Origin of the sequence: Nonomuraea sp. NPDC050202 (assembly GCF_040656115.1) — a bacterium.
In the GTDB taxonomy this organism is placed as follows: Bacteria; Actinomycetota; Actinomycetes; order Streptosporangiales; family Streptosporangiaceae; genus Nonomuraea.
In genome coordinates, this window is the sequence record NZ_JBFALF010000011.1 from 159,392 (window position 1) to 181,193 (window position 21,802).

At 73.3% G+C, this 21,802-nt stretch carries 25 protein-coding genes and 1 pseudogene; 15 read left to right on the top strand and 11 right to left on the bottom strand.

Features of this window, described 5'->3' with window-relative positions; translation table 11 throughout:
- Positions 1-3: 3 nt before the first annotated feature.
- Positions 4-252 carry a phosphopantetheine-binding protein gene (locus AB0I79_RS28270; protein ID WP_357878682.1) on the bottom strand — a complete coding sequence of 83 codons (249 nt, stop codon included), beginning with the start codon at positions 250-252 and terminating at the stop codon, positions 4-6.
- Between the two features lie 168 nt (positions 253-420).
- Here AB0I79_RS28270 and AB0I79_RS28275 point away from each other — a divergent pair, with 168 nt between their 5' ends.
- From AB0I79_RS28275 to AB0I79_RS28285, 3 genes are all read left to right on the top strand, one after another.
- A complete protein-coding gene (locus tag AB0I79_RS28275) occupies positions 421-1,611 on the top strand; it encodes an aminotransferase class I/II-fold pyridoxal phosphate-dependent enzyme (RefSeq protein WP_357878685.1) in 1,191 nt (396 codons plus the stop codon).
- A gap of 193 nt (positions 1,612-1,804) precedes the next feature.
- Positions 1,805-2,965 (top strand): ROK family transcriptional regulator, encoded by a 1,161-nt coding sequence (locus tag AB0I79_RS28280; RefSeq protein ID WP_357878687.1) that lies wholly within the window; start codon positions 1,805-1,807, stop codon positions 2,963-2,965.
- A 14-nt stretch (positions 2,966-2,979) separates the two neighbouring features.
- Positions 2,980-3,939, top strand: a complete 960-nt coding sequence (locus AB0I79_RS28285; RefSeq protein WP_357878690.1) for a hypothetical protein — start codon at positions 2,980-2,982, stop codon at positions 3,937-3,939.
- Positions 3,940-3,960: 21 nt separating this feature from the next.
- Here AB0I79_RS28285 and AB0I79_RS28290 read toward each other — a convergent pair whose 3' ends face one another.
- Positions 3,961-4,548: a CGNR zinc finger domain-containing protein gene (locus AB0I79_RS28290; RefSeq protein WP_357878693.1), complete on the bottom strand. Its 588-nt coding sequence runs from the start codon at positions 4,546-4,548 to the stop codon at positions 3,961-3,963.
- A 34-nt stretch (positions 4,549-4,582) separates the two neighbouring features.
- On the opposite strand from AB0I79_RS28290, the gene AB0I79_RS28295 reads away from it, so the two are divergent.
- A complete protein-coding gene (locus tag AB0I79_RS28295) occupies positions 4,583-5,467 on the top strand; it encodes a hypothetical protein (RefSeq protein WP_357878696.1) in 885 nt (294 codons plus the stop codon).
- Positions 5,468-5,579: 112 nt separating this feature from the next.
- Here AB0I79_RS28295 and AB0I79_RS28300 read toward each other — a convergent pair whose 3' ends face one another.
- On the bottom strand, positions 5,580-5,927 hold the full coding sequence (locus tag AB0I79_RS28300) for a VOC family protein (RefSeq protein WP_357878700.1): 348 nt from the start codon (positions 5,925-5,927) through the stop codon (positions 5,580-5,582).
- 88 nt (positions 5,928-6,015) lie between these two features.
- Between AB0I79_RS28300 and AB0I79_RS28305 the strand changes: the two genes are divergently transcribed.
- On the top strand, positions 6,016-6,318 hold the full coding sequence (locus AB0I79_RS28305) for a metalloregulator ArsR/SmtB family transcription factor (RefSeq protein WP_276084069.1): 303 nt from the start codon (positions 6,016-6,018) through the stop codon (positions 6,316-6,318).
- On the top strand, positions 6,315-6,734 hold the full coding sequence (locus AB0I79_RS28310) for an SRPBCC domain-containing protein (protein WP_357878703.1): 420 nt from the start codon (positions 6,315-6,317) through the stop codon (positions 6,732-6,734). The genes AB0I79_RS28305 and AB0I79_RS28310 overlap by 4 nt, the downstream gene beginning before the upstream one ends.
- Here the strand turns inward: AB0I79_RS28310 and AB0I79_RS28315 are convergent.
- The 3 genes from AB0I79_RS28315 to AB0I79_RS28325 all read right to left on the bottom strand — a co-directional run bounded on the left by AB0I79_RS28315 (position 6,731) and on the right by AB0I79_RS28325 (position 8,679).
- Positions 6,731-6,943: a hypothetical protein gene (locus AB0I79_RS28315; RefSeq protein ID WP_080040151.1), complete on the bottom strand. Its 213-nt coding sequence runs from the start codon at positions 6,941-6,943 to the stop codon at positions 6,731-6,733. The genes AB0I79_RS28310 and AB0I79_RS28315 overlap by 4 nt on opposite strands.
- An 87-nt stretch (positions 6,944-7,030) precedes the next feature.
- Entirely contained in the window at positions 7,031-7,645 is a 615-nt protein-coding gene (locus tag AB0I79_RS28320) for a LysE family translocator (protein ID WP_357878706.1), read from the bottom strand.
- Positions 7,646-7,710: 65 nt separating this feature from the next.
- The gene (locus AB0I79_RS28325; RefSeq protein ID WP_357878709.1) at positions 7,711-8,679 is read right to left on the bottom strand and encodes a YafY family protein; all 969 of its coding nucleotides are present in this window, start codon (positions 8,677-8,679) and stop codon (positions 7,711-7,713) included.
- 43 nt (positions 8,680-8,722) lie between these two features.
- On the opposite strand from AB0I79_RS28325, the gene AB0I79_RS28330 reads away from it, so the two are divergent.
- Both AB0I79_RS28330 and AB0I79_RS28335 read left to right on the top strand, forming a co-directional pair.
- Positions 8,723-9,475, top strand: a complete 753-nt coding sequence (locus AB0I79_RS28330; protein WP_357878712.1) for a DeoR/GlpR family DNA-binding transcription regulator — start codon at positions 8,723-8,725, stop codon at positions 9,473-9,475.
- On the top strand, positions 9,472-10,614 hold the full coding sequence (locus AB0I79_RS28335) for an MFS transporter (protein ID WP_357878715.1): 1,143 nt from the start codon (positions 9,472-9,474) through the stop codon (positions 10,612-10,614). Before AB0I79_RS28330 ends, AB0I79_RS28335 begins: the two co-directional genes overlap by 4 nt.
- Positions 10,615-10,672: 58 nt before the next feature.
- Here the strand turns inward: AB0I79_RS28335 and AB0I79_RS28340 are convergent, their stop codons facing one another.
- Positions 10,673-11,434 carry a TSUP family transporter gene (locus AB0I79_RS28340; protein WP_357878718.1) on the bottom strand — a complete coding sequence of 254 codons (762 nt, stop codon included), beginning with the start codon at positions 11,432-11,434 and terminating at the stop codon, positions 10,673-10,675.
- Between the two features lie 136 nt (positions 11,435-11,570).
- On the opposite strand from AB0I79_RS28340, the gene AB0I79_RS28345 reads away from it, so the two are divergent.
- Positions 11,571-12,500 (top strand): maleylpyruvate isomerase family mycothiol-dependent enzyme, encoded by a 930-nt coding sequence (locus AB0I79_RS28345; protein WP_357878721.1) that lies wholly within the window; start codon positions 11,571-11,573, stop codon positions 12,498-12,500.
- Between the two features lie 235 nt (positions 12,501-12,735).
- Positions 12,736-13,002 (top strand): annotated as a pseudogene (locus AB0I79_RS28350) (SAM-dependent methyltransferase); the annotation flags it as partial.
- Between the two features lie 78 nt (positions 13,003-13,080).
- On the opposite strand, the gene AB0I79_RS28355 reads toward AB0I79_RS28350, so the two are convergent.
- Both AB0I79_RS28355 and AB0I79_RS28360 read right to left on the bottom strand, forming a co-directional pair.
- Positions 13,081-13,245, bottom strand: coding sequence for a hypothetical protein (locus AB0I79_RS28355; protein ID WP_357879045.1), 165 nt, complete (start codon positions 13,243-13,245; stop codon positions 13,081-13,083).
- Positions 13,242-14,114, bottom strand: coding sequence for a helix-turn-helix transcriptional regulator (locus AB0I79_RS28360; protein ID WP_357878725.1), 873 nt, complete (start codon positions 14,112-14,114; stop codon positions 13,242-13,244). The genes AB0I79_RS28355 and AB0I79_RS28360 overlap by 4 nt, the downstream gene beginning before the upstream one ends.
- 195 nt (positions 14,115-14,309) lie before the next feature.
- On the opposite strand from AB0I79_RS28360, the gene AB0I79_RS28365 reads away from it, so the two are divergent.
- Positions 14,310-15,302 (top strand): LacI family DNA-binding transcriptional regulator, encoded by a 993-nt coding sequence (locus AB0I79_RS28365; protein ID WP_357878728.1) that lies wholly within the window; start codon positions 14,310-14,312, stop codon positions 15,300-15,302.
- On the opposite strand, the gene AB0I79_RS28370 is transcribed toward AB0I79_RS28365, so the two are convergent.
- Positions 15,299-16,849 carry a glycoside hydrolase family 43 protein gene (locus AB0I79_RS28370; RefSeq protein ID WP_357878731.1) on the bottom strand — a complete coding sequence of 517 codons (1,551 nt, stop codon included), beginning with the start codon at positions 16,847-16,849 and terminating at the stop codon, positions 15,299-15,301. The genes AB0I79_RS28365 and AB0I79_RS28370 overlap by 4 nt on opposite strands.
- A gap of 131 nt (positions 16,850-16,980) precedes the next feature.
- Between AB0I79_RS28370 and AB0I79_RS28375 the strand changes: the two genes are divergently transcribed.
- The 4 genes from AB0I79_RS28375 (at position 16,981) to AB0I79_RS28390 (ending at position 21,514) form a co-directional block, all read left to right on the top strand.
- The gene (locus AB0I79_RS28375) at positions 16,981-18,336 is read left to right on the top strand and encodes an extracellular solute-binding protein (protein WP_357878734.1); all 1,356 of its coding nucleotides are present in this window, start codon (positions 16,981-16,983) and stop codon (positions 18,334-18,336) included.
- A 25-nt stretch (positions 18,337-18,361) separates the two neighbouring features.
- The gene (locus AB0I79_RS28380; protein ID WP_357878737.1) at positions 18,362-19,288 is read left to right on the top strand and encodes a sugar ABC transporter permease; all 927 of its coding nucleotides are present in this window, start codon (positions 18,362-18,364) and stop codon (positions 19,286-19,288) included.
- Positions 19,285-20,169: a carbohydrate ABC transporter permease gene (locus AB0I79_RS28385; RefSeq protein ID WP_357878741.1), complete on the top strand. Its 885-nt coding sequence runs from the start codon at positions 19,285-19,287 to the stop codon at positions 20,167-20,169. Before AB0I79_RS28380 ends, AB0I79_RS28385 begins: the two co-directional genes overlap by 4 nt.
- 151 nt (positions 20,170-20,320) lie before the next feature.
- Entirely contained in the window at positions 20,321-21,514 is a 1,194-nt protein-coding gene (locus AB0I79_RS28390) for an MFS transporter (RefSeq protein ID WP_357878744.1), read from the top strand.
- Here AB0I79_RS28390 and AB0I79_RS28395 read toward each other — a convergent pair.
- The gene (locus AB0I79_RS28395; protein ID WP_357878747.1) at positions 21,502-21,639 is read right to left on the bottom strand and encodes a LacI family DNA-binding transcriptional regulator; all 138 of its coding nucleotides are present in this window, start codon (positions 21,637-21,639) and stop codon (positions 21,502-21,504) included. The genes AB0I79_RS28390 and AB0I79_RS28395 overlap by 13 nt on opposite strands.
- Between the last annotated feature and the right edge of the window lie 163 nt (positions 21,640-21,802).

Consider the following 21,802-nt stretch of genomic DNA (forward strand, 5'->3'; position numbering starts at 1 on the left):
GCGTCAGCCGGCCCGGCCCCCGGCGCGGACGAGGGTGGTCACGTCGGCGAGGGTGCGCACGTGCTTGGCGAGATCGAAGTCGACCAGGAGGTTGAACCGGTCGCCGCTGGCCACGGCCAGCTCCGTCATGTCGAGGCTGTCGGCCTCCAGCTCCTCGCGCAGGTCGGTGTCGGGGGTGATGAGCGCCGGATCCACCGCGAGGATCTCGGCGCACAGGCCGCGCAGCTGGTGAAAGATCTCGTCCTCTGTCATGCACATGTCCTTGTCGGCTGTCGCTTGTCGGGCCTTCGGGCCGCCGGCTCGCTCCGCACCAGCAGCGATTACTCTACTATCACGATCAACCACTGTCAGCTACGATCGCCAGATGCGGAGTGAGTCGCCGGAATGCCTCGGACGGAGCCGGAAAGTGAGTGCCGCGCCGTGACGGACCCCTTCAGCAAGTGCCGGCTGCCGGAGGCGGAGGCGCTGGCCGCGACCGGCCTCTACCCCTACTACCTGCCGGTGGAGGAGCGCCCGGGCGGCGGTGAGGTGGTGGTGGGCGGCCGGCGGGTGCTGATGGCCGGCTCCAACGACTACCTGGCGCTGGCGGACGATCCCCGGCTGAAGGAGGCCGGGGCCGAGGCGCTGCGCCGGCTGGGCTCGGGCAACTCGGGGTCACGGGTGCTCAACGGCACGCTGGCCCTTCACCAGACGCTGGAGCGGGAGCTGGCCGCGTTCCTCGGGCACGAGGCGGCGATGGTGGTCTCCACCGGCTACCAGGCCAATCTCGCGCTGAGCGCGCTGTTCGGGCCGCGCGACGTGCTGTTCGCCGACCGGCACATCCACGCCTCGCTCATCGACGCCGCCCGGCTCGGACAGGCCGCGCTGCGGCGTTACCGGCACAACGACATGACGCAGCTCGCCGGCATGCTGGAGGCCGCGGATCCCGACGCGGGCGCGATCGTGCTGACGGAGGGCATGTTCTCGGTGGGCGGTGATCTGTGCGACCTGCCCGGCATCGCCAAGCTGGCGGCGCGGCGCGGGGCGCGGGTCGTGCTCGACAGCGCGCACGACGCCGGGCTGCTGGGCGCCGGTGGGCGCGGGGCCGCCGAGCACCATGGCCTGCAGTCGGCCGTGGACGTGCAGACGGTGACGTTCTCCAAGTGCTTCGGCACGCTCGGCGGGGCCGTGGCGGGGCCGTACCACGTCGTCCACTACCTGCGGCACAGCGCGCGCTCCGCGCTGTTCTCGGCCTCGCTGCCGCCTGCCTGCACGGCGGCGGCGCTGGCCGCCCTCGACATCATCCGCACGGAGCCGGAGCGCCGCCGGGCCGTCATGTCCACGGCGGAGCGGCTGCGCTCCGGGCTGGTGGCGCTCGGGTTCGGGATCGCGCCGGGCGGCACGCCCACGGTCTCGCTGCGGGTGGGTGATCGGCTGACGTGCTGCCGGTTCTGGGCCGGGCTGCTGGAGGAGGGGGTCCTGGCGAACGTCATGCTGCCGCCGGCCGTTCCCGAGGGCGAGGCGCTGATCCGGCTGAGCGTCACGGCGGCGCACACGGGCGGGCAGGTCGATCGGATCCTCGGCGCGGTGGCCACCGTGGCCGGACGCCTGGGCCTGCTCACCGGCCCCTGACCACCGGCCGTCCGGCCGTCTGCGAACCCGCGCCCGGCGCCCCTGCCGGGCTGCGCGCCCGCAATCCCGTACCCGCGCCCGGCCCCGCCGGGTTGCGCGCCCGCAATCCCGTACCCGACACCGGCTCCGACCCATTGACGACAGTGTCGTCCTGCAATTATTTTCTACCCGTTAGTTATTAAGGAGCGCCGACATGCCCACACCGGTGCAGGACGTCCGCAGGCTGCACAGACGCCTCGTGCTGCGCACCCTGCGCGACCACGGCCCACAGCCCCGCGCCGACCTCGCCCGGCGGCTGGCCCTGTCCCCCACGACCATGACCAAGGTGGTGGCCCAGCTCCTGGAGGAGGGCCTGGTTCGCGAGGGCGCCACGGACGGCGCCGGCACCCGCGTCGGGCGCCCTTCGACGGAGGTCCGGCTCCGCGCCGACGCCCGGCAGGTCATCGGCGTCCAGGTCGGCGCGGGACTGGTGCGCCTCGGGCTGTGCGACCTCAAGGCCCGCGCCAGGAACGTCCGCTCGTTCGGCTTCGACCTGGCGGGCGACCCGCCCGGGCGGGTCGTGGCGAGGATCGCCGAGGCCGCCGCCGCCCTGGCGGAGGAGGCGGGCGACCGGCTGCTGGGGATCGGGGTCGCCGCCCCCGGCCCGGTGGATCCCGGCCAGCGCCGCAACGTGCTGTCCGTCAACCTGGGCTGGCGCGACGTCGAGTTCGGCGATCCGCTGGAGCGGGCGCTGGGCGTCCCGGCGGTGGTCGATCACAACGTACGGGCGATGGCGCTGGCCGAGGCCCGTTACGGCGACACGGGCGGGGCGGACCCCCTCCTGTACGTGTACGTCCGCACCGGCGTCGGCGCGGGCCTGGTGATCGGCGGGCAGCCGTTCAGGTCGGGCGCCCACGGGGTCACGGAGCTGGGACACCTGAGGGTGGTGGAGCGGGGCAGGCCGTGCGCGTGCGGCGCGACCGGCTGCCTGGAAACCGTGACGGCCGAGCCGTACCTGGCCGAGCGGGCCCGCTCCCTGCTGGGGCGCGACAGCGCGGACCCGCTCGCCGACCTGGCGTCCGCCGCCGGCGCGGGCGACGAGGGGGCGGGCGCGGCGCTGGACGAGGTGGTGGATCGTCTCGCCACCGGCCTGGCCAGCGCGGTGAACCTGCTCAATCCCGCGCTGATCCTGCTCGGCGGCGCGTTCCGCACGGCTCCCGAGCCGGTGTTCGACCGGGTCAGGCAGGCGCTGCGGGCCAGGGCGTTCCCCGTGCTGCGCGACGCGGTGCAGGTGCGGCGGGCCACGCTCGGCCCGGACGCCGGCGTGGTGGGCAGTGCCGCCGTCGCCCTGGACCGGCTCTTCTACGACGTCTGAGAGGTAAGGACAACATGATCGAACACGCCCCGCTTCCCGCGTTCGACCCGCTGGCGGGCACGGTGGTGCTCGCGCCGGAGAAGGACGAGGAGGGCTACTGGGTGGGCTGCCCCGGCGTGCTGCACGACGGGGAGCGGTTCTGGCTGACCTACCGGCGGCGGCGTCCCCGGGGCGCCGGGGCCGAGCGCGGGTGGCGCTGCGCGGTGGCCGTCAGCGACGACGGCGTGGACTTCACCGACGTGTGGTCGGTGCACAAGGACGAGCTGGGCACGCCGTCCATGGAACGGTTCTGCCTGGCGCCCGCGGACGGGGGCGGGTTCGTGCTCTACCTGTCGTACGTGGACCCGGCCGACAACCGCTGGCGGATCGACGCGCTGAGTCCGGCGGCGCACCCGTCGGAGTTCGACGTGGCCTCGGCGCGGCCGGTGCTGACGGCGGCCTCGACCGGGACCGAGGGGGTCAAGGACCCGTACGTGCTGCGGGCCGGGCCGGTGACGTACCTGTTCGCCAGCTACGCCGAGGCGCTGGACGGTCTCGGCAGCGAGGCGCACGCCAGTGCCGACATCTACAACGTCGGCGCGACCACGCATCCCACGGGGCTGGCGACCAGCCTGGACGGCGGGGCGTCGTTCACCTGGCACGGGCAGGCCCTGGGGGTGGGCCAGGGGTGGGACCGCTACCAGGCGCGGCTCAACAGCGTGGTGGCCGTGCCCGGCGGGTACGTGGGCTTCTACGACGGGTCGGCCTCGCACGCGGAGAACTACGAGGAGCGCTGCGGCGTCGCGGTCTCCGGCGACCTGTTCGGCTGGCGGCGGCTGTCGGGCGAGCGTCCCTGGGTCACCTCGCCGCATCGCGGCGGCTCGGTCCGGTACCTGGACGCGCTGCTGCTGGAGGGGCGGTGGTGGCTGTACTACGAGCTGACCCGCGCCGACGGCGCACACGAGCTGCGCGTGATCAGGATCCCGGCCGGGTGACGCAGTTCAGACGGGCCAGGGTCACGCGCGGCGGCGGGCGCGGTAGGCGCTGGCCTTGGCGCGGTTCTGGCACGGCAGGCCGCAGAACCGCCGCGAGGCGTTCCGGGTGACGTCGAAGAACACCAGCTCGCACCCCTCCGCCTCGCAGGACCGCAGCCGCCGCCCCTGCCCCACCCCGATCACCATGGCCAGCGCCGTGGCGGCGTCGGCGGCCCAGGCGTCCGCCGGCTCCGCGCCGGGGGTGTGGAAGGCGAGGACCGGCGGATCGCCGTGCAGGTTGGGGACGGCGGCGTGGCGTACCAGGGCCTGGTTGAGCGCGGTGACGTCGCCGGCGAAGGCGGGGTGCAGCTCGGCGGCCACCTCCGCCAGGCGGTCGGCGTCCGCGTCCGTCAGGGCGCGGCCGGGCGTCCAGCCCTGGCCCGGGGTCCAGCCCTCGCGGGCGATCGCCTCCTCCAGGGCGGCGCGGCGGTCGACCGGCGGCGTGACGGGCCGGCCGCGGGCCTGGGTGACGTGCAGCTCGTTCACCAGCAGGACGGCGAGCTCCGCCCACCTCCCGACATAACTGTCTATCTGTGATTGACCAGTGATGCGCCAGGCCTCTATCGTCACTGGCACAGCTTATCTAGACAGTGAGAGGTTCGTCATGAGCGCACCGTCCAGGCTTGCCCGCCGCATGTGGCACCAACTGGAGCCGATCCACGCCGTGCTGTACTTCTCGCCGCAGGGGTTCGGGCGGGCGGCGGCACTCGGCTATGACGTGGAGTCCCGCTGGCCCAGCTATTTCGCCTACCGCACGGCCCCGCTGGGGCGGGCCGGGACGCGGCTGGCCACGGCCCTTTACTACAGCTTCAGCCCGCGGATGATCGCCGAGCACGTTCCGGCCGTGTGGGAGGTGGCCTCGCCCGAGCAGGTGCTGCGGGCACGGCTGGAGGCGGTGGACGAGACCTATCGCCACCTGCTCGGCGACGGCGAGCGCCTGACCGGGCAGGGCGTGGCCGAAGCGGCGGAGCTGGCCAGGCGGGCGGCCGAGAGCGTGCGGGTGGAGGGGCGGCCGTTCGCGGCGGCCAACCTGGACCTGCCGTGGCCGGAGGAGCCGCACCTGGTGCTGTGGCAGGCGGCCACCGTGCTGCGCGAGCACCGCGGCGACGGCCATCTCGCGGCGCTGGCCACGGCCGGGCTGGACGGGTGCGAGGCGCTGGTGTCGTTCGCCGCGGTCGGGGCCGCGCCGGCCGGGAACTTCGCCGGGCGGGGCTGGAGCGAGCAGGAGTGGGCGCAGGCGCGGGAGCGGCTGGCCGCCCGGGGCCTGGTGGAGGCCGGCGGGCAGGCCACCGAACGCGGCAGGGCGCTGCGCGACCAGGTCGAGCGGATGACCGACGACCTGGCCTTCGAGCCCTGGCGGCGGCTCGGGGAGGAGCGGGCGGGGCGGCTGGCCCAGCTCGCCGCGCCGTTCCTCGGGGCGGTCTTCGAGGCCGGGCTGCTGCCGATGACCAGCACACTCGGCATCGCGACCGTCCAGGTGCCCGACTGAGCAGGAGCGGCATCGCGGCCGGTCCCGGCTCCCGGGCGAGCGGGGAATGGCATCGCGACCAACCGAGCGCCCGGCCAAGCAGGGAGCGCGCCGGGGCAGGCGGCCGGCCATGTCAGGCGAAGCCGGGGGCGGGCTGCCAGAGGCTGATCTCGGTGCCCTGGTCGTCGGTGCACGAGCAGCCGCGCCCCGACTTGCTCTCGTGGATCTCGCCGGTGGCGCCGCCGAGCTCGCGCACCCGCTCGACGGCATGGTCGATGTCGTCCACGTGGTAGTACAGGTTCGGCTGGGACGACGCGCCGCCCGCGACGAAGCCCATCGGCACGGTGGTGCTGGTGACGTGCAGGTACGTCTCGTGCTCGCGCTTGAACTCCCAGCCGAACAACCCCCCATAGAAGGCGGCCGCCCGCTCCAGGTCCCGGACGGACAGGGTGTAGTAGCCGAGCTCGACAGCCATGCGCATGCCTCCGCGATAATAGTTTCCTACAGCGTTAATAGCCTAACGGAAGTAGGCAACAATTAACACTAACGTTAACGAAATCGACGCCACGCTGGCAGCCCTGGCCGACCCGACCAGGCGCAAGGTGATCGATCTGCTGCGTGAGGGCCCGCGCCCGGCCGGGGAGCTGGCGCAGGCCGTCCAGATGAGCGCGCCGGCGCTCAGCAGGCACCTGCGCGTGCTGCGCGCGAGCGGGATCGTGCAGGCCGAGGCCGGCGGGGCCGACGCCCGGCTGCGCCTCTACACGCTGCGGCAGCAGCCGTTCACGGCGCTGCAGGCATGGCTGGACCAGGTGCAGGCGTTCTGGGCCGAGCAGCTCGGCTCGTTCAAGGACCACGTGGAGCGCACCCGGTGAACTCCGTGCGAGCCAGCGTCACGGTGCCGATCGACCCGGCCACCGCGTTCCGCGTCTTCACCGACGAGATCGACGCCTGGTACGTGCGGGGCCGCCACAGCTGGGTCGACCCGGCCCGCGCGGTCGGCATCCGGTTCGAGGACGGCTACCTGCGCGAGCTGTGGTCCGACGGCGGCCACGTCGACACCGGCAGGATCCTCGCCTGGGAGCCGCCGCGCCGCCTGGTCTGGGCCGACCTGCTCAACGACGGGGCGATGGAGATCGAGGTCGCCTTCAGCCCCGTCGAGGGCGGCACCGAGGTGCTGCTGGAGCACCGCGGCCTGGACACGCTGCCGCCGGACGTGGCGGGGCGCATCCGGCGCGGCTACTCGTGGAACATCGTGCTGGGCTGGTTCGCCGACAGGTGGAAGAGCTAGCGGCGGCCGTACTTCTTGTGCACCGCCTGCTTGCTCACCCCGATGGCGTCGGCGATCTGGGCCCAGGCCAGCCCGGCCACCCGGGCCCGCCGCACCTGGACGGCCTCCAGGCGCTCGATCTCACGGCGCAGCGCGGTGGTGGCGTGCAGTGCGAGCAGCGGATCGTCGTCCTGCGCCTGTCTCATGAGGGTCGCCAGGTCGTTCGTCATGCCTCAAAGGTAATCCAGCAGCGACGCGCCGATCGCCGTCGAGTGCGGCAGCACCACCGGCTCACCGGCGCCCCGCTCACCGTGCCATCAGCGCGACTCCACCACCATCCGCACGCCCAGCCCGACGAGCACCACGCCGGAGATCTGTTCCAGCCGCCGCTTGACGGCCGGTCGGCCCAGCCATGCCCTGGCCCGGTCGACGGCCCAGATCAGCAGCCCGTACCAGATCAGATCGACGAGGACCCACACGACGGCCAGCGTCACGAGCGTCAGCGGCACGTTCTGCCCGGCGGGGACGAACTGCGGCAGGAACGACATCGCGAACACCGCCGCCTTGGGGTTGGCCAGGCAGGTGCCCACGCCGGCCAGGTACGGCCCGCGCCGGCCGGGCCCGACCTCGCCCTCGGGCGCGGGCGGCGCGCCCTTGCGGGCCTGCCACAGTGCCTGGGCGCCCATCACGACCAGCAGCACCGCGCCGGTCACGCGCATGATGTCGTAGGCCACCTGCGAGGCGACCAGCAGGGCCGACAGTCCGAACGCGGCGGCCAGCCCCCACAGCAGGATGCCGGTCTCGTTGCCGAGCGTGGCGGCCAGCCCCGAGCCCCGGCCGGCGCGCAGGGTCTGGCGCAGGATGATCGCGGTGCTGACCCCGGGCACCATGGCGACCAGGACGCACGCCCCGATGAAAGCGAGAAGATACATGCGGGGATGCTGACAGACCCACGGCGACATCTCCCCTGGTTTTCAGCCACGGGGCGTCCCTGGTCTCAGGAGTAGAGCTTGGCCAGCTCGGCGACCGCCTCGGCCATCATGGTGCGCAGCTCGGGCGGCTCCAGCACCTCGACGTCGGCGCCCATGCGCAGCAGCAGCCAGCGCGCGTGCGAGATCGACTCGACCGGCACGGTCAGCGTGAGCCAGCCCTCGGGGTCGGGCTCGGCGGCGGCCAGCGCGGCCTCGACGACGTCGCGGCCCATCGTGTACGCCAGCAGGTCGCCGCGCCCGGGTGCGAGCTTGATGACGGCTTCGGCGGTGTACATGCGCTCGCGGAATTCCTTGGCGTACCGGTGCCAGAACTCGCCCAGGTCGAAGCCCTCGGGCCGGGCGAACCGTCCCGGCAGCGTCTCCAGCGTCAGGATCCGCGCCACCCGGTACGTGCGCGGCGTGCCGTCCGGCGGCGCGGCGACGAGGTACCAGGAGCCACCCTTGAGCACCAGCCCGAGGGGGTGGATCACGCGGTCCACCTCCTGCTGTCCCCAGCGCCGGTAGGTCATGTGCAGGGGCCGCTGGTCCCACACCGCCTCGGCCACCTCGCTCAGGTGCGGCACGTCGTCGCCCGAGCGGTACCAGCTCGGCACGTCCAGCACGAACCGCTCGCGCATCCGGGAGGCGTGCGAGCGCGGCTCGGGCGGCAGCGCGGCCAGCAGCTTCAGCTCGGCGTTGGCCGCCACCTCGGCCAGCCCGAGCTCGGCGGCCGGCCCCGGCAGCCCGGCCAGGAACAGCGAGGACGCCTCCTCGGCCGTCAGCCCGTTGAGCCGGGTGCGGTAGCCGTCGAGGAGCTGGTAGCCGCCCGCCGGTCCGCGATCGGCGTAGACGGGCACGCCGGCCGCCGACAGGGCCTCCACGTCGCGGTACACGGTGCGTACCGACACCTCCAGCTCGGCCGCCAGCTCGGGCGCGGTCATGCGGCCGCGGGTCTGGAGGAGCAGGAGCAGGGAGAGGAGGCGGCTTGCGCGCATATTTTCATTGTATTGCGCACATATGCCGTGTTTGTATGAACACATGGAACGTGTGCGAGCCATCATGAACACCTTGCGTACCCACGACAGCGTGTCCGTGGCCGAGCTGGCCGCCGAGCACGGGGTGTCCGAGATGACGATCAGGCGCGACCTGGACGAGCTGGCCCAGCAGGGGGTGGTGCGGCGGGTCAGGGGCGGCGCGCTGTCGCTGCTGCTGCGCGGCGAGGAGCCGCCGTTCGGGGTGCGCGAGCGGGAGGCGGTGGAGGCCAAGCGGCGCATCGGCGAGGAGACGGCCGCGTTGATCGCCGACGGCGAGGCGGTGGTGCTGGACGGCGGCACGACCGCGCTGGAGGTGGCCCGCGCGCTGACCGACCGGCGGGTGACGGTGCTGCCGCTGGCGCTGCAGCCGGTGATGCTACTGGCCGCCGCGCCGCGCGTGCGCCTGGTGCTGCCCGGCGGCGAGGTGCGCAAGGGCGAGCTGAACGTGATGGGCCCGCTCACCGAGAGCTCGATCGGGGCGCTGCGCTTCGACACGGCGGTGATCGGCTGCTGCGGCCTGTCCGCAGAGCACGGCCTGACCGCGCACGACCTGCCCGAGGTGGCGGTCAAGCAGGCGGCCATCGCCGCCGCGCGGCGGGTGATCGCGGTGTGCGACTCGGGCAAGTTCGCGCGGACGGCGTTCGGCGCGGTGTGCCCGATCGGCCGGCTCGACGTGGTGGTGACCGATCCCGGCATCCCGCCGGAGGAGCGCGACGCGCTGGCCGCGGCCGGGGTGACGGTCAAGGAGGCCGCGTGACACGGGAGCGGGTGGCCGTCTACCTGCTGTTCTTCCTGTCGGGCACGGCCATCGGCACGTGGACGGCCCGCATCCCCGCCATCAAGGAGCGGCTGGATCTCGGCGACGGCCAGCTCAGCCTCGCGCTGCTGGCCGTGGCGGCCGGGGCGGTCGTCGGCATGACGGCCGTGGGCCGCCTGGTGGACCGGTACGGCAGCAGCCGGGCCGTGGTCCCGGCGGCCCTGGCGCAGGGCGCGGTGCTGGTGCCGCCCGCGTACGCGCCGGACCTGCTCACGCTGTCGGCGACGCTGCTGGTGTTCGGGGTCGTGCACGGGATACTCGACGTGGCCATGAACGCCAACGCCGTCGAGGTGGAGCGGGCCCACGGGCGGCCGATCATGTCGTCGTTCCACGCCGTCTACAGCGTGGGCGGCTTCGCCGGGGCGACGGCGGGCGGGCTGTTCGCGCACCACGACCTGTCGGCGGCGGTCACGTTCTGGGCGGTGGGGGCGGGGATCGCGGTGCTGGCGGCCTGGGCGGCGCGCTGGGCGCTGCGCTCGGCGCCCGCCGGGGAGAGCGCCGCGCGGGGCCGGGGCGGTCGGCCGCAGGGCATCGTGTTCCTGGGCGTGCTGGCGTTCTGCTGCCTGGTGGGCGAGGGGGCCGCGGCCGACTGGAGCTCGGTCTACCTGCGCGAGGACCTGGCGGCCTCGCCGGGGATCGCCGCCGCCGGGTACGCGGCCTTCTCCCTGATGATGACGGCGGGCCGGCTGGCCGGGGACCGGCTGGCGGCGCGGTTCGGACCCGTCGCGCTGGTGCGTTGCTGCGGGCTGCTGGCCGCGGCGGGGCTGGGGCTGGCGCTGCTGGGCGGGCACCAGGTGGCCGGGGTGGTCGGGTTCGGCTGCTTCGGGGCGGGGCTGTCGTGCATCGTGCCGCAGGTGTTCTCGGTGGCCGGGCACCGGGATCCCGCCTTCTCCGGGCGGGCGCTGGCACGGGTGGCCTCGATCGGCTACCTGGGGATGTTGTCGGGGCCGGTGTTCATCGGGGCCGTCGCCGAGCTGACAGGGCTGCCCCGGGCGCTGGCCATCCCGGCGCTGCTGGCCGCCTTCGTCGCGCTCGCCGCGACGGCGCTGCGCGTGCGGGCCGAGGAGCCGGCCGCTTAGCAGGCCGCGTGCGCCGCACTCGCCGTTGACGGCACTGCGCGTACGGGCAGCCGGCCGGTCAGCCGAAGTGCTGCCAGCCGAGCCTGATCACCATCGCCACCACCACGACCAGCAGCACGATCCGGACGAATCCGGCGCCCCGCTTGAGCGCCATCCGCGCGCCGAGCTGGGCGCCGGCCACGTTGCACACCGCCATGCCGAGGCCGAGCGCCCAGTTCACGTGCCCCTGCACGCCGAACACGAGGAGCGCGCCGACGTTCGTCCCGATGTTGATGATCTTCGCGGAGGCGGAGGCGGAGACGAAGTCGAGCCCGAGGATGGTGGTGAAGGCGATGATGAGGAACGTCCCGGTGCCCGGCCCCATGATGCCGTCGTAGAAGGCGATCACCACGCCCGCCGCCGCCACCGCAGCGAACACGCGGGGCCCGGTGCGCAGGTGCGGCACGGGCAGCGCGCCCATCGACGGCCGCAGCGTCACGAACGCGGCCACGGCGAGCAGCACGACCATGACGGCGGGCCGCAGCACCTCGGCCGAGATCGACGCCGCCGCCCACGCGCCCAGCCCGGCGCAGAGCACGGCCAGCGCCGCGCCGGGGATCGCCACCTGCCGGTCCACCTTGGTGGAGCGGGCGTAGGCGACGGCGGCGGAGGTGGTGCCGAACACCGACGAGAACTTGTTGGTGGCCATCGCCTCGACCGTCGGGATGCCGGTCACGAGGAGGGCGGGCAGTTGCAGCAGGCCGCCGCCGCCCACGACGGCGTCCACCCATCCCGCTCCGGCCGCTGCGACCAGCAACACCGCGATCTGATCCAGCGGCACGCGCCACTCCCCCGACTTCCCCCGATAAAACCGTCATGAGTGTATAAGTCGGGCTTTAGTTGCTTTGCCGCGCCCTGTCCTCGGCTGCCAGATATTCGTTTCACCAGGACACGGGGGCTTCGATAGGGTCGAGGGCATGTCGATCTTCGGCCCGGCCATCGATGTCCGCCCCCTGTTCCCGCACGAGCGGGAGGCCATGCTCGGCCTGCTGCGCGGCCTGGAGCCGGCCGACTGGGCCAGGGCGACGGTCTGCCCCGGCTGGGACGTGCACGACGTCGTCGCGCACGTGCTCAACGACTACATGCGGCGCCTGTCCGGCGCCCGTGACGGGCATTCCGGCGCCGTCTTCGCCGATGACGAGACGCTGCCCGCCTACCTCGCCCGCACCAACGACGAGTTCGTCAGGGCGGGCCGCCAGCTCAGCCCGCGGCTGATGATCGAGCTGCTGGAGCACCTGGGGCCGCAGCTCGACGCGGTGTGGGCGGCGCACGACCTGGAGGCTCCCGCCGGGCTGAACGTGTCCTGGGCCGCCGCCGACGTCGACAGCCCCGGCTGGCTCGACGTCGGCCGCGAGTACACCGAGTTCTGGGTCCACCAGCAGCAGGTGCGCGACGCGGTCTCCCGGCCGGGGGCGACGGAGCCCGAGCTCCTGGCGCCGGTGCTGGGCGTCTTCGCGCAGGCGCTGCCGTTCACGCTGCGGGCCCACGACCGCCCGGAGGGGACGGTCACGGTCCTGGAGGTGCTCGGGCCGGCCGGCGGGCGGTGGAGCGCGGTGTGGCGTGCGGGCCGATGGCGGATGGCCGCATCCGGCGACCAGCCCGCCCCGCCCGTGACGGCCACGCCCGGCGACGAGCCCGTGACGGCCGCGCCCCGCGACGAGCCCGCACCGCCCGTGACGACCGCGCCCGGCGGCGAGCCCGCTGCCCGCGTCTCGATGGACCAGGACACGTTCTGGCGGCTCGCGACCAGGGGCATCGGCGTCGAGCAGGCCCGGGCGCGGGCCGAGGCGAGCGGCGACCCGGAGCTCACCGCCGCCATGACGACCCTGCTGGCCGTCGTCGCCTGAACACCGGCGCGCGAAGCCGTCCAGCGCGTCCCGATGATTCACTTCCCGGCCATCCGCCCGCCATCGCCCCCGCGCGAGAATCTGAGCGCGGCAGCGGAGCGGACCGGGGAGCAGCACTTTGACGACCGACCAGCGGCGCCATGCCACCGGCGGTGGCCGGTTCCTGCGGGAGTTCATCAGGTCGCCCCTGCGCACGGCCGCCGTGCTGCCGAGCTCGTCGCGGCTGGCGGCGCAGATGGTGGTGGGGGTCCCGGAGCGCGGCGAGCCGCTGGTGGTGGAGCTCGGCGCGGGGACCGGCGCCTTCACCTCCGCCATCCAGCGGCGGCTGCGCGGCCGGGGCAGGCACGTCGTGATCGAGCTCAACGACAGGTTCGCCACCGAGATCGCCCGCGCGTTCCCCTCGGTGGAGGTGGTGTGCGACGACGCCGTGCACCTGCCGCGGCTGCTCGCCGGGCTCGGCGCCGGGCCGGTGGACGTGGTGGTCAGCGGCCTGCCGTGGATCGCCTACGCCGGGCGGCCCCCGCTGATCGAGTCGGTGGCCCGGGCCCTGTCGCCCGCCGGGGGTCTACACGCAGTTCGCCTACACCTGGACGCGCTGGGCCGCCCCGGCCAGGCGGCTGGCCGGTGGCCTGCGGGCGGCGTTCGAGGAGGTCGTGACGAGCACGACGGTCTGGCGCAACCTGCCGCCCGCGGTCGTCCACGTGGCCCGCCGGCCCCGGGCGCCCCTGGCCGGTGGGGACGTCACCGGCTCATGACGCCGGCCGTCCCGCCCTGCCGTTCCGTGAAGCGCTGCTGCCCCAGCACCGCGAGCAGCCGCAGCTTCTCGTGGCCCTCGGTCCGCGGCGGGGCGGTGAGCACGAGCAGCGCCTGCGACTGGTCCTCGGTGAACAGCACCTGGCAGTCCAGCTCGATCTCGCCGAGCTCGGGGTGGACGAGGATCTTGTGGTCCTCGAAGCGCTTGGCCACCTCGTGCCGGTCCCACAGCTCGGCGAACTCCGCGCTCGCCTTGCGCAGCGCCCGTACGAGCTCGCCCGCCCGCGACTGCGGGCCCCTCGTCCCGTGGGCGGCGCGCAGGTTCGCGACCAGGGCGCGGCTCTGCCGGTCGCGGTCGGCCTCCGGGTAGCGCAGCCGCTCCGCCGGGTCGGTGAACCAGCGGTAGATCTCGGTGCGGGCGTGCCCGGTGTACCCGGACCTGTCGCCGAACAGGGCTTCGGCCATCCGGTTCTGCACGAGCGTCTCGCCCAGGTCGGACAGGATGAGCGCCGGGGTGTCGTCGAGCCGGTCCAGCACGCGCAGCAGGGCGGGGGCGACGTGCGTGGCGTCCGTCACCGAGGCCGGGGCGTTGTGCCCGGCGATCTGGAACAGGTAGTCGCGCTCGTCGCTCGTCAGCCGCAGCGCCCGGGCGAGCGAGGCCAGCATCTGCACGCTCGGCTGCGGGCCGCGCTGCTGCTCCAGGCGGGTGTAGTAGTCGGCCGACATCACCGCGAGCGACGCCACCTCCTCGCGCCGCAGGCCCGTGGCCCGCCGGCGCGCGCCCGCGGGCAGCCCGACGTCCTCGGGCTGCAGCGCCTCACGGCGGCGGCGCAGGAAGTCCGCCAGGGCTGCACGATCCATACGCCCATTATGTTCGCCCCAGGCCGGTGCTCCGAGGGCCGAGCCAGGGATCGCCGATCCCCCTCTGCGGCACGCGGCGGGCGCCCGCGCGACGCGAGATATGATCCATTCGCCGCATGGCGCGGGCCGGCGAACGGGTATGTCCCGGGAGAAGAGGCAGCGGAGGACATGAACCGGGCACCAGGCATGGTGGATGTGGCACGCGAAGCGGGCGTGTCGCACGTCACCGTGTCCCGCGTGCTCAACAACCACCCCTCCGTGCGGCCGGAGACCCGGGCCCGCGTCGAGGCCGCCATCGAGAAGCTCGGCTACCGCCGCAACAGCGTCGCCCGCGCGCTCAAGAGCCGCCGGTCCTCGACGATCGGCCTGGTGCTCGCCGGCACCGAGCTGTACGAGCTGCCCCGCATCCTGCGCGGCGTGCAGACCGCAGCGCAGCGGGCCGGCTACTGGGTGAACCTGGCCAGCTGGCAGGGCGGCAGCACCGTGGACCTGACCGAGACGCTGCAGCGGCTGACCGACCAGGCGGTCGAGGCCATCGCCGTCATCGCCGACCGGCCCATGGTCGTGGACGCCCTGACCGGCATCGTCACCGGCGTGCCGATGACCGTGATCATGTCGGGCAACGTGCCCAACCCGGACCTCGGCTTCGTCGAGCTGGACCAGGAGCTCGGCGCGCGGCTGGCCGTGCGGCACCTGGCGGAGCTGGGTCATCGGCACATCGCCCACCTGACCGGCTCCCTGCGGACGTTCGACGCGCGGGCCCGGGTGGAGGGCTGGCGGGCCGGGCTGAAGGACACGCCCGAGGCGCGCGGCGAGCTGCTCGAAGGCGACTTCACGGGCAACAGCGGCTACCGGCTCGCCCACTACCTGGTCACCCGCGAGGGCCACGAGCGCCCCACCGCGATCTTCGCCGGGAACGATCAGATGGCCATGGGCGTGCTGGCGGCCTTCGCCGAGCTGGGGGTGAAGGTGCCCGGCGACGTCTCGCTCGTCGGGTTCGACGACATCGCCGGGGCGGCCTACCTGGTGCCCGCGCTCACCACGGTGCGGCAGGACTTCGTCGCGCTGGGGGCGCGCTCGATCGAGCAGTTGCTGCGGATGATGCAGGGCGAGCCGGCCTCCTCCGAGCGGATCGCGCCCGAGCTGATCGTCCGGCGCAGCACCGCGCCGCCCCGGTCGCCGGCCTAGCCCGGCTGGTAGTCGAACCAGCGCACGATCGCGCGGCCGGTGCCGGGCCGGCCGTTGCCGGTGGCGTAGAGGCCGAGGTGGACCCCGACGAACCCGCCCGCGCGCTCGGTGCTGAAGAAGGACCGCTCGACGGTGGCCAGGTCGGTCCAGCCCTCGGCGTCCGGGTGCCGGGCGCGGAAGGTGTAGCCGGCCTCGTCCGCCTCGACGGCCAGCAGCGCCTGCCCCGGCGGGAGCGGGACGGCGGCCAGCCGGGTGCTCGTGCCCGCCTCCCTGACGGTCAGCACCGCCTGCGGCGTTCCTGCCCCGTCTACGGTGAGGGCGAGCGTGGCGTGGTGGTCCTGGCTCTGGAAGACGGCCAGGCCGGCCTCCTCGGACGGATGCGCCGCCGCGAAGCCGATCCGGGCCCGGGCCTGGAAGCGGACGTGTTGCTGGCGCCGTCCGATGAAGGCGGGGACGCCGGTGGAGCTGAGCGGCTCGGGCGCCACCCTGATCTCCAGGCCGTCCGCGGTGGGTTCGACGAGATCGGTGACGGGTCCGCGCAGGCTGTTCCACTCCAGGCCGAGCCGCGGCTCGTCGAAGCGCGTGCGGCCCGCCGGGGCGGGCTCCTCCCGCTGGGCGGGGGCGGAGGGGAGGCGCGGGAGGCGTTCCGTCAGCCGGACGCCGCCCGTCTCCGGGGCGAAGACCGGCCCGTGGGCGGTCCAGCCGACGGGCACGAGGAAGACCTCGCGGCCCAGCGTGTGGGTGCCCTCGATGGGGCGTACGCCGAGGGTCACCGCCCAGGTCTCGCCGTCGGGGGTGTCCACCAGGTCGACGTGGCCGACGTTGTGGATGGGCTCGTCCGGGCCGCGGTGCCGGTGGGTCAGCAGCGGGCTGCGCGGGTCGGTGACGTAGGGGCCGGTGACGGTGCTCGACCGGGCGGCGGTGACGCTGTGGTTGCGTTCGGTGCCGCCCTCGGCGGCGATCAGGTGGTAGACGCCGTCGCGCTTGTACAGGTGCGGCGCCTCCACCCAGGCCCCGCGTACGGCGCCGTGCCAGAGCACGTGGGTGGGGCCGACGAGCCGGAGCCGGTCCAGGTCGAGCTCGCGCATCCACAACTCGCCGGGGCCGCCGTCGCCCGCGGCGTCGCGGCAGGCGGTGAACCAGCAGCGGCCGTCGTCGTCGAAGAACAGCGACGGGTCGATGCCCTCGGCCTCCAGCGGTACGGGGTCCGACCACGGCCCGGCGGGGTCGGTGGCGGTGACGACGAAGGTGAGGCTCCCCCGCCGGTTCACCGCCAGCGTGGAGACCACGTAGAACGTGCCGTCGTGGTGGCGGATCGTCGGCGCCCACACTCCGTCGGAGACGTCCAGCCCGTGCAGCGGGAGCTGCCCCGGCCGGTTCAGCACGTGCGTGAGCTGCCTCCAGCGCACCAGGTCACGGCTGTGGAACAGGGGCAGGCCGGGGTAATACGCGAACGACGAGGTGACCAGGTAGAAGTCCGCCCCGACCCGGCAGATCGACGGGTCCGGATGGCAGCCGGGCAGGACGGGGTTGCGGAAGGTGCGCACGGGGGTGGGCTCCGAGGGGCTTGTTACAAGAAGGGGCTTGACAGCATGACAACGTTAACATCAGGTTAGATCCCAACGCACGAACCCGGCATCCCGCCGCGGAACGCACCACCTTGCCGAGGAGCCCGTCCATGACTGCACCGACCCCCACCTCGCCCCGAGCGGGGGGACACCGCCGCCGTACGCTGCTGGGCGCCGCCCTGGCGATCGCCCTGACGGCGTCGCTGGCCGCCTGCTCCTCCGGCGACAGCCCTTCGGAGACCGCGAGCGCGAGCGGGCCGGTCACGCTGGAGTTCTGGACCTGGAGCCTGAAGGGCAGCGACCCGGCGGCCAAGGCGATCGCCGACAAGTACCACCAGTTGAACCCGAACGTCACCGTCAAGCTGTCGGAGGTCGGCGGCACCACGGAGACCGCCTCCAAGCTGCTGGCCGCCGACCAGGCCGGCGACACCCCCGACGTGGTGCAGATCGAGTACCGCGGCCTGCCCGCCCTGGTGGTGGCCGGAGCCGTCAAGGACATCACCGCCGACGTGGCCGGCGTCAAGGCGAACGTCGAGCCCAACATCTGGGCCCAGACCACCTTCGGCAACCAGGTCTACGGCGTGCCCCAGGACATCGGCCCGATGGTCCTCACCTACCGCAAGGACCTGTTCGACAAGTACGGCGTCAAGGTCCCGACCACCTGGGACGAGTACGCCGAGGCCGCCGAGCAGATCCGCGAGAAGGACCCCGAGGCCTACATCGCCAGCTTCGCCGCCAACCAGCTCGAGTTCTTCGCCGCGCACGCCGCCCAGGCGGGCGCGGCGTGGTGGAGCACCGACGGCAACGCCTGGAAGGTCGGCATCGACGGCGAGTCCTCGCTGAAGACCGCCGACTTCTGGCAGGACCTGGTGGAGCGGGACCTGGTCAAGGTCGAGCCGCTGCTCACCCCCGAGTGGAACGCCCAGGTCAACAACGGCAAGATCCTGAGCTGGGCCGCCGCGGCGTGGGCGCCGAGCGTGATCTACTCGGTCGCGCCGGACACCGCCGGCAAGTGGGAGTCCGCGCCGCTGCCGCAGTGGACGAAGGGCCAGGCCGCCGTGCCGTTCCTGGGGGGTTCCGCATACCTGGTGCCGGCCAAGTCGCAGCACGCCAAGGAGGCCGCGGCGTTCGCCGCCTGGCTGGGCGCCTCCGAGGAGGGCTCCAAGCTGCTGCTCGGCCTCGATCTCTTCCCCGGCGGCAACGCCGGCAGGCAGGCGACCCTGACGCACGAGCCGCCGAAGCTGATGCCGCAGCAGAAGGACTTCTACCAGGTCACCGACCAGGTGATCAAGAACACCACGATCCCGGTGACGTGGGGGCCGAACGTGAACGTGGCGCAGACCGCCTTCGGTGACGCGCTCAACAAGGCCGCGCTCGACAAGACCTCCTTCCGCGCGGTGTACCAGGCCACGCAGCAGGCCGTCGTCGCGGACCTGCAGAAGTCCGGCTACACCGTCACCAAGTAGCGCTCGATCCCACTCTGGACGTCTCATGCCCGCCACCTCCGCCGGCCGGCGCCCCCGCCTGCGCGCCGTCGCCACCCCGTGGTTGTTCGCCACACCCGCGATCGTCTTCTTCGTCCTGTTCCTGGTCGTCCCGATCGGCTACGCCGTCTACCTGAGCTTCCGCGGCTTCCGCGTCGAGGGCGGCGGCGCGTTCGGGCGGCGGACGCAGGCGTTCGTCGGCTTCGAGAACTACCTCGCCGCGCTCACGGACCCCGAGTTCGTGGCCGGGCTCGGCCGGGTGCTGCTGTACGGGGTGATCGCCATCCCCAGCGTGCTCGGCCTGGCCCTGCTGTTCGCGCTGCTGCTCGACACCCCGAGGGTGCGGGCGCGCGGCTTCTCCCGTACGGCGATCTTCCTGCCGTACGCGGTGCCGGGCGTGATCGCCAGCCTGCTGTGGGGGTTCCTGTACCTGCCCAGCACCAGCCCCGTCTCCTACCTCGCCAGGCAGCTCGACGCCGGCCCGCTGGACTTCTTCGGCTTTCCCGCCCTGTACTTCTCGCTGGCCAACATCGCGCTGTGGTCCGGCGTCGGCTTCAACATGATCATCATCTTCACGTCGCTGCGCGCCATCCCCACCTCCATCTACGAGGCGGCCCGCATCGACGGGGCCGGCGAGCTGCAGATCGCCTGGCGCATCAAGATCCCGCTGGTGGCGCCCGCGCTCGTGCTCACCGGCCTGTTCTCGGTGATCGGCACCCTGCAGCTCTACAGCGAACCGGCCACGTTGCGGCCGATGACGACCACCATCAGCTCCACCTGGGTGCCGCTGATGAAGATCTACCAAGAGGCATTCGTGAACGACAACCTCGGCGGGGCCGCGGCCGCCTCCGTCGTGCTCGCGGCGGGCATCCTCGTCCTGTCGCTCCTGCTGCTGCGCTTCTTCCAGCGCCGCACGTTCGGGGACAACGCATGACGGCCATCACCTCCACCGGGGACCGCCAGTTCCGCCGCCGCCGTCCCCGCGCCGGGCGCCGGCCGCAGCTGCCGCTCGTGGTGCTGCTGCTCGGCGCGCTGTACTGCCTGACCCCCGTGGTCTGGGTGGTCATCGCCGCCTCCAAGTCGCCGCGCGAGCTGTTCACCACCTTCTCCTTCGCGCCCGGCAGCGGCCTGCTGGACAACCTGGCGAACCTGAGCTCCTACGGCGACGGCCAGTTCTGGCGGTGGGGGCTCAACTCGCTGCTGTACGCCGGCCTCGGCGCGGTCCTGTCCACGCTGGTGTCGGCCATGGCCGGATATGCCCTGGCCAAGTTCCGCTTCCGCGGGCGCGAGGTGCTGTTCTCGGTGATCCTGGCCGGGGTGCTCGTGCCCGGCATCGTGCTGGCCGTCCCGCAGTACCTGCTGCTGGCGAGCGTCGGCCTGGCGGGGACCCACTGGTCGGTGCTGCTCCCGGTGATCATCAACCCGTTCGGCATCTTCCTGTGCCGGGTGTTCGCCAACGCCGCGGTGCCGGAGAGCACCCTGGAGGCGGCCCGCCTGGACGGGGCAGGCGAGCTGCGCATCTTCTGCACCATCGTGCTGCCCATGATGGTGCAGGGGCTCGTCACGGTGTTCCTGCTGCAGTTCGTCGGCATCTGGAACAACTTCCTGCTGCCCTTCATCATGCTCTCCGACCAGGAGAAATACCCGATCACCCTGGGGCTGTACACGTTCCTGTCCAAGGGCGCGGGCGACAGCGACCTCTACCCGCTGGTGATCATGGGCTCGGCCGTGTCCGTCATCCCGCTGATCGCGCTCGTCCTGGTGCTGCAGCGGTTCTGGCGCGCCGACCTGCTGGCCGGCGGGCTGAAGGGATGAGCGGCCGGACTACGACTACCTCGACGGCCTGACCCTGCGCGCCTCCGGATGGACCTACGACCGCGTGTGAGGCTTTCGCCCTATATGATCACACTCATCACCTATAGGTATCGATATCCCCCTTAAGCCTGCCGAACGATCACGGAGCTGCATGGACCTCGCCACGCGACGGCGCCGGCAGGCGCTGTTCCTGTTCTTCCTCCTCCCCGGAATCGCGATGTCGTCGTGGGTGACCCGCACCCCGGACCTCCGTGACGGCCTGGAGGCGTCCACCGCCCAGATGGGCCTGATCCTGTTCGGCCTGTCGCTCGGCTCCATGATCGGGGTCCTGTGCTCGGGGCGGCTCGTCTCGCGCTTCGGGACCAGGCCCGTCATGGGCGTCGGCACCGCGCTGATCGTCGCCGGCCTGGCCGTCATCAGCGCCGGCAGCCTGCTGTCGTCGGCTCCCCTGGTCATGGCGGGCCTGTTCGCGTTCGGCGCGGGCATGGGCGGGGGCGAGGTCGCGATCAACGTCGACGCCGCCGACGTCGAGCGCATCACCGGGAAGACGACCATGCCCATCCTGCACGGCTGCTTCAGCCTGGGCACGGTCGTGGGCTCCTGCGCGGGCATCGCGGCCACCGCCGCCCGCCTGCCGGTGCACTGGCATCTGGCCGCGGTCACCCTGATCGCGGCCGCGATGCTCCTGTACGCCGTCCGCGCCATCCCCGCGGGCACCGGCACCGGCGCACCCGGGGAAGCCGGCTCCGGCCGGCCGCGGCCCAGGCTCTGGAAGGACACCCAGCTCGTCCTGATCGGCGCGATCGTCCTGGCGATGGCGCTGGCCGAGGGCGCCGCCAACGACTGGCTGCCGCTGCTCATGGTGGACGGGCACGGCGTGGACGCCACCGCCGGGTCGCTCGTCTACACCGGCTTCGCCGCCGCCATGACCATCGGCCGCTTCGGCGGCGCCTACTTCCTCGACCGCTTCGGCCGCACGGCCGTCGTCCGGGCCAGCGCCGTCTCGGGAGCGATCGGGCTGCTCCTGGTCATCTTCTCGGACAACGCCGTGCTGGCCGGAGCGGCCGTCCTGTTCTGGGGGCTCGGCGCCTCGCTGGGCTTCCCCGTCGCGCTGTCGGCCGCGGGCGAGACCGGGCCCGACGAGACGGCCCGCGTCAGCCTGGTGGCCACCATCGGCTACGTCGCCTTCCTCGTCGGGCCACCAGGCCTCGGCTTCCTCGGCGACCACTGGGGCCTGCGCACCGCCATGCTCGTGGTGCTCGCCTTCGTGATCTCCGCCGTCTTCCTGGCCCCCGCGGTCGACACCCGCGGCCGCGCCGCCGCGATGCGGGATCAGCGCAGGTAGACGTCGGGCTGGGCGGGGCGCTCATGCCCCTCCTGGCCGGGCTCCTCGGCGACCGGCTCAGGATCGTCCAGGACGTTGCTCACGGTCGTCGGCGAGACCCCGGCCTCCCGCGCGACCTGGCGCATCCCGGCGCGGCGCGGCCAGCCCGAACGCCCCGCGCACTGCCCGCGCCTTCGGGCCCCGGCAGGGCGGGCAGGCGGCGCATCGCCGGCGAGAGCAGGAGTTGCAGGGCGGCGAACGGCAGCTCGGCCTCGCTTCCACCCCGTGCAGCTCAGGCTGATCCCCGGC

What these genes read in the sequence shown, in the direction of transcription:
- AB0I79_RS28270 (WP_357878682.1), bottom strand. Translation starts at nt 252, where the DNA reads ATGACAGAGGACGAGATCTTTCACCAGCTGCGCGGCCTGTGCGCCGAG.
- AB0I79_RS28280 (WP_357878687.1), top strand. Translation starts at nt 1,805, where the DNA reads ATGCCCACACCGGTGCAGGACGTCCGCAGGCTGCACAGACGCCTCGTG.
- AB0I79_RS28285 (WP_357878690.1), top strand. Translation starts at nt 2,980, where the DNA reads ATGATCGAACACGCCCCGCTTCCCGCGTTCGACCCGCTGGCGGGCACG.
- AB0I79_RS28295 (WP_357878696.1), top strand. Translation starts at nt 4,583, where the DNA reads ATGAGCGCACCGTCCAGGCTTGCCCGCCGCATGTGGCACCAACTGGAG.
- AB0I79_RS28300 (WP_357878700.1), bottom strand. Translation starts at nt 5,927, where the DNA reads ATGCGCATGGCTGTCGAGCTCGGCTACTACACCCTGTCCGTCCGGGAC.
- AB0I79_RS28315 (WP_080040151.1), bottom strand. Translation starts at nt 6,943, where the DNA reads ATGACGAACGACCTGGCGACCCTCATGAGACAGGCGCAGGACGACGAT.
- AB0I79_RS28320 (WP_357878706.1), bottom strand. Translation starts at nt 7,645, where the DNA reads ATGTATCTTCTCGCTTTCATCGGGGCGTGCGTCCTGGTCGCCATGGTG.
- AB0I79_RS28325 (WP_357878709.1), bottom strand. Translation starts at nt 8,679, where the DNA reads ATGCGCGCAAGCCGCCTCCTCTCCCTGCTCCTGCTCCTCCAGACCCGC.
- AB0I79_RS28330 (WP_357878712.1), top strand. Translation starts at nt 8,723, where the DNA reads ATGGAACGTGTGCGAGCCATCATGAACACCTTGCGTACCCACGACAGC.
- AB0I79_RS28345 (WP_357878721.1), top strand. Translation starts at nt 11,571, where the DNA reads ATGTCGATCTTCGGCCCGGCCATCGATGTCCGCCCCCTGTTCCCGCAC.
- AB0I79_RS28360 (WP_357878725.1), bottom strand. Translation starts at nt 14,114, where the DNA reads ATGGATCGTGCAGCCCTGGCGGACTTCCTGCGCCGCCGCCGTGAGGCG.
- AB0I79_RS28375 (WP_357878734.1), top strand. Translation starts at nt 16,981, where the DNA reads ATGACTGCACCGACCCCCACCTCGCCCCGAGCGGGGGGACACCGCCGC.
- AB0I79_RS28380 (WP_357878737.1), top strand. Translation starts at nt 18,362, where the DNA reads ATGCCCGCCACCTCCGCCGGCCGGCGCCCCCGCCTGCGCGCCGTCGCC.
- AB0I79_RS28385 (WP_357878741.1), top strand. Translation starts at nt 19,285, where the DNA reads ATGACGGCCATCACCTCCACCGGGGACCGCCAGTTCCGCCGCCGCCGT.
- AB0I79_RS28390 (WP_357878744.1), top strand. Translation starts at nt 20,321, where the DNA reads ATGGACCTCGCCACGCGACGGCGCCGGCAGGCGCTGTTCCTGTTCTTC.
- AB0I79_RS28395 (WP_357878747.1), bottom strand. Translation starts at nt 21,639, where the DNA reads ATGCGCCAGGTCGCGCGGGAGGCCGGGGTCTCGCCGACGACCGTGAGC.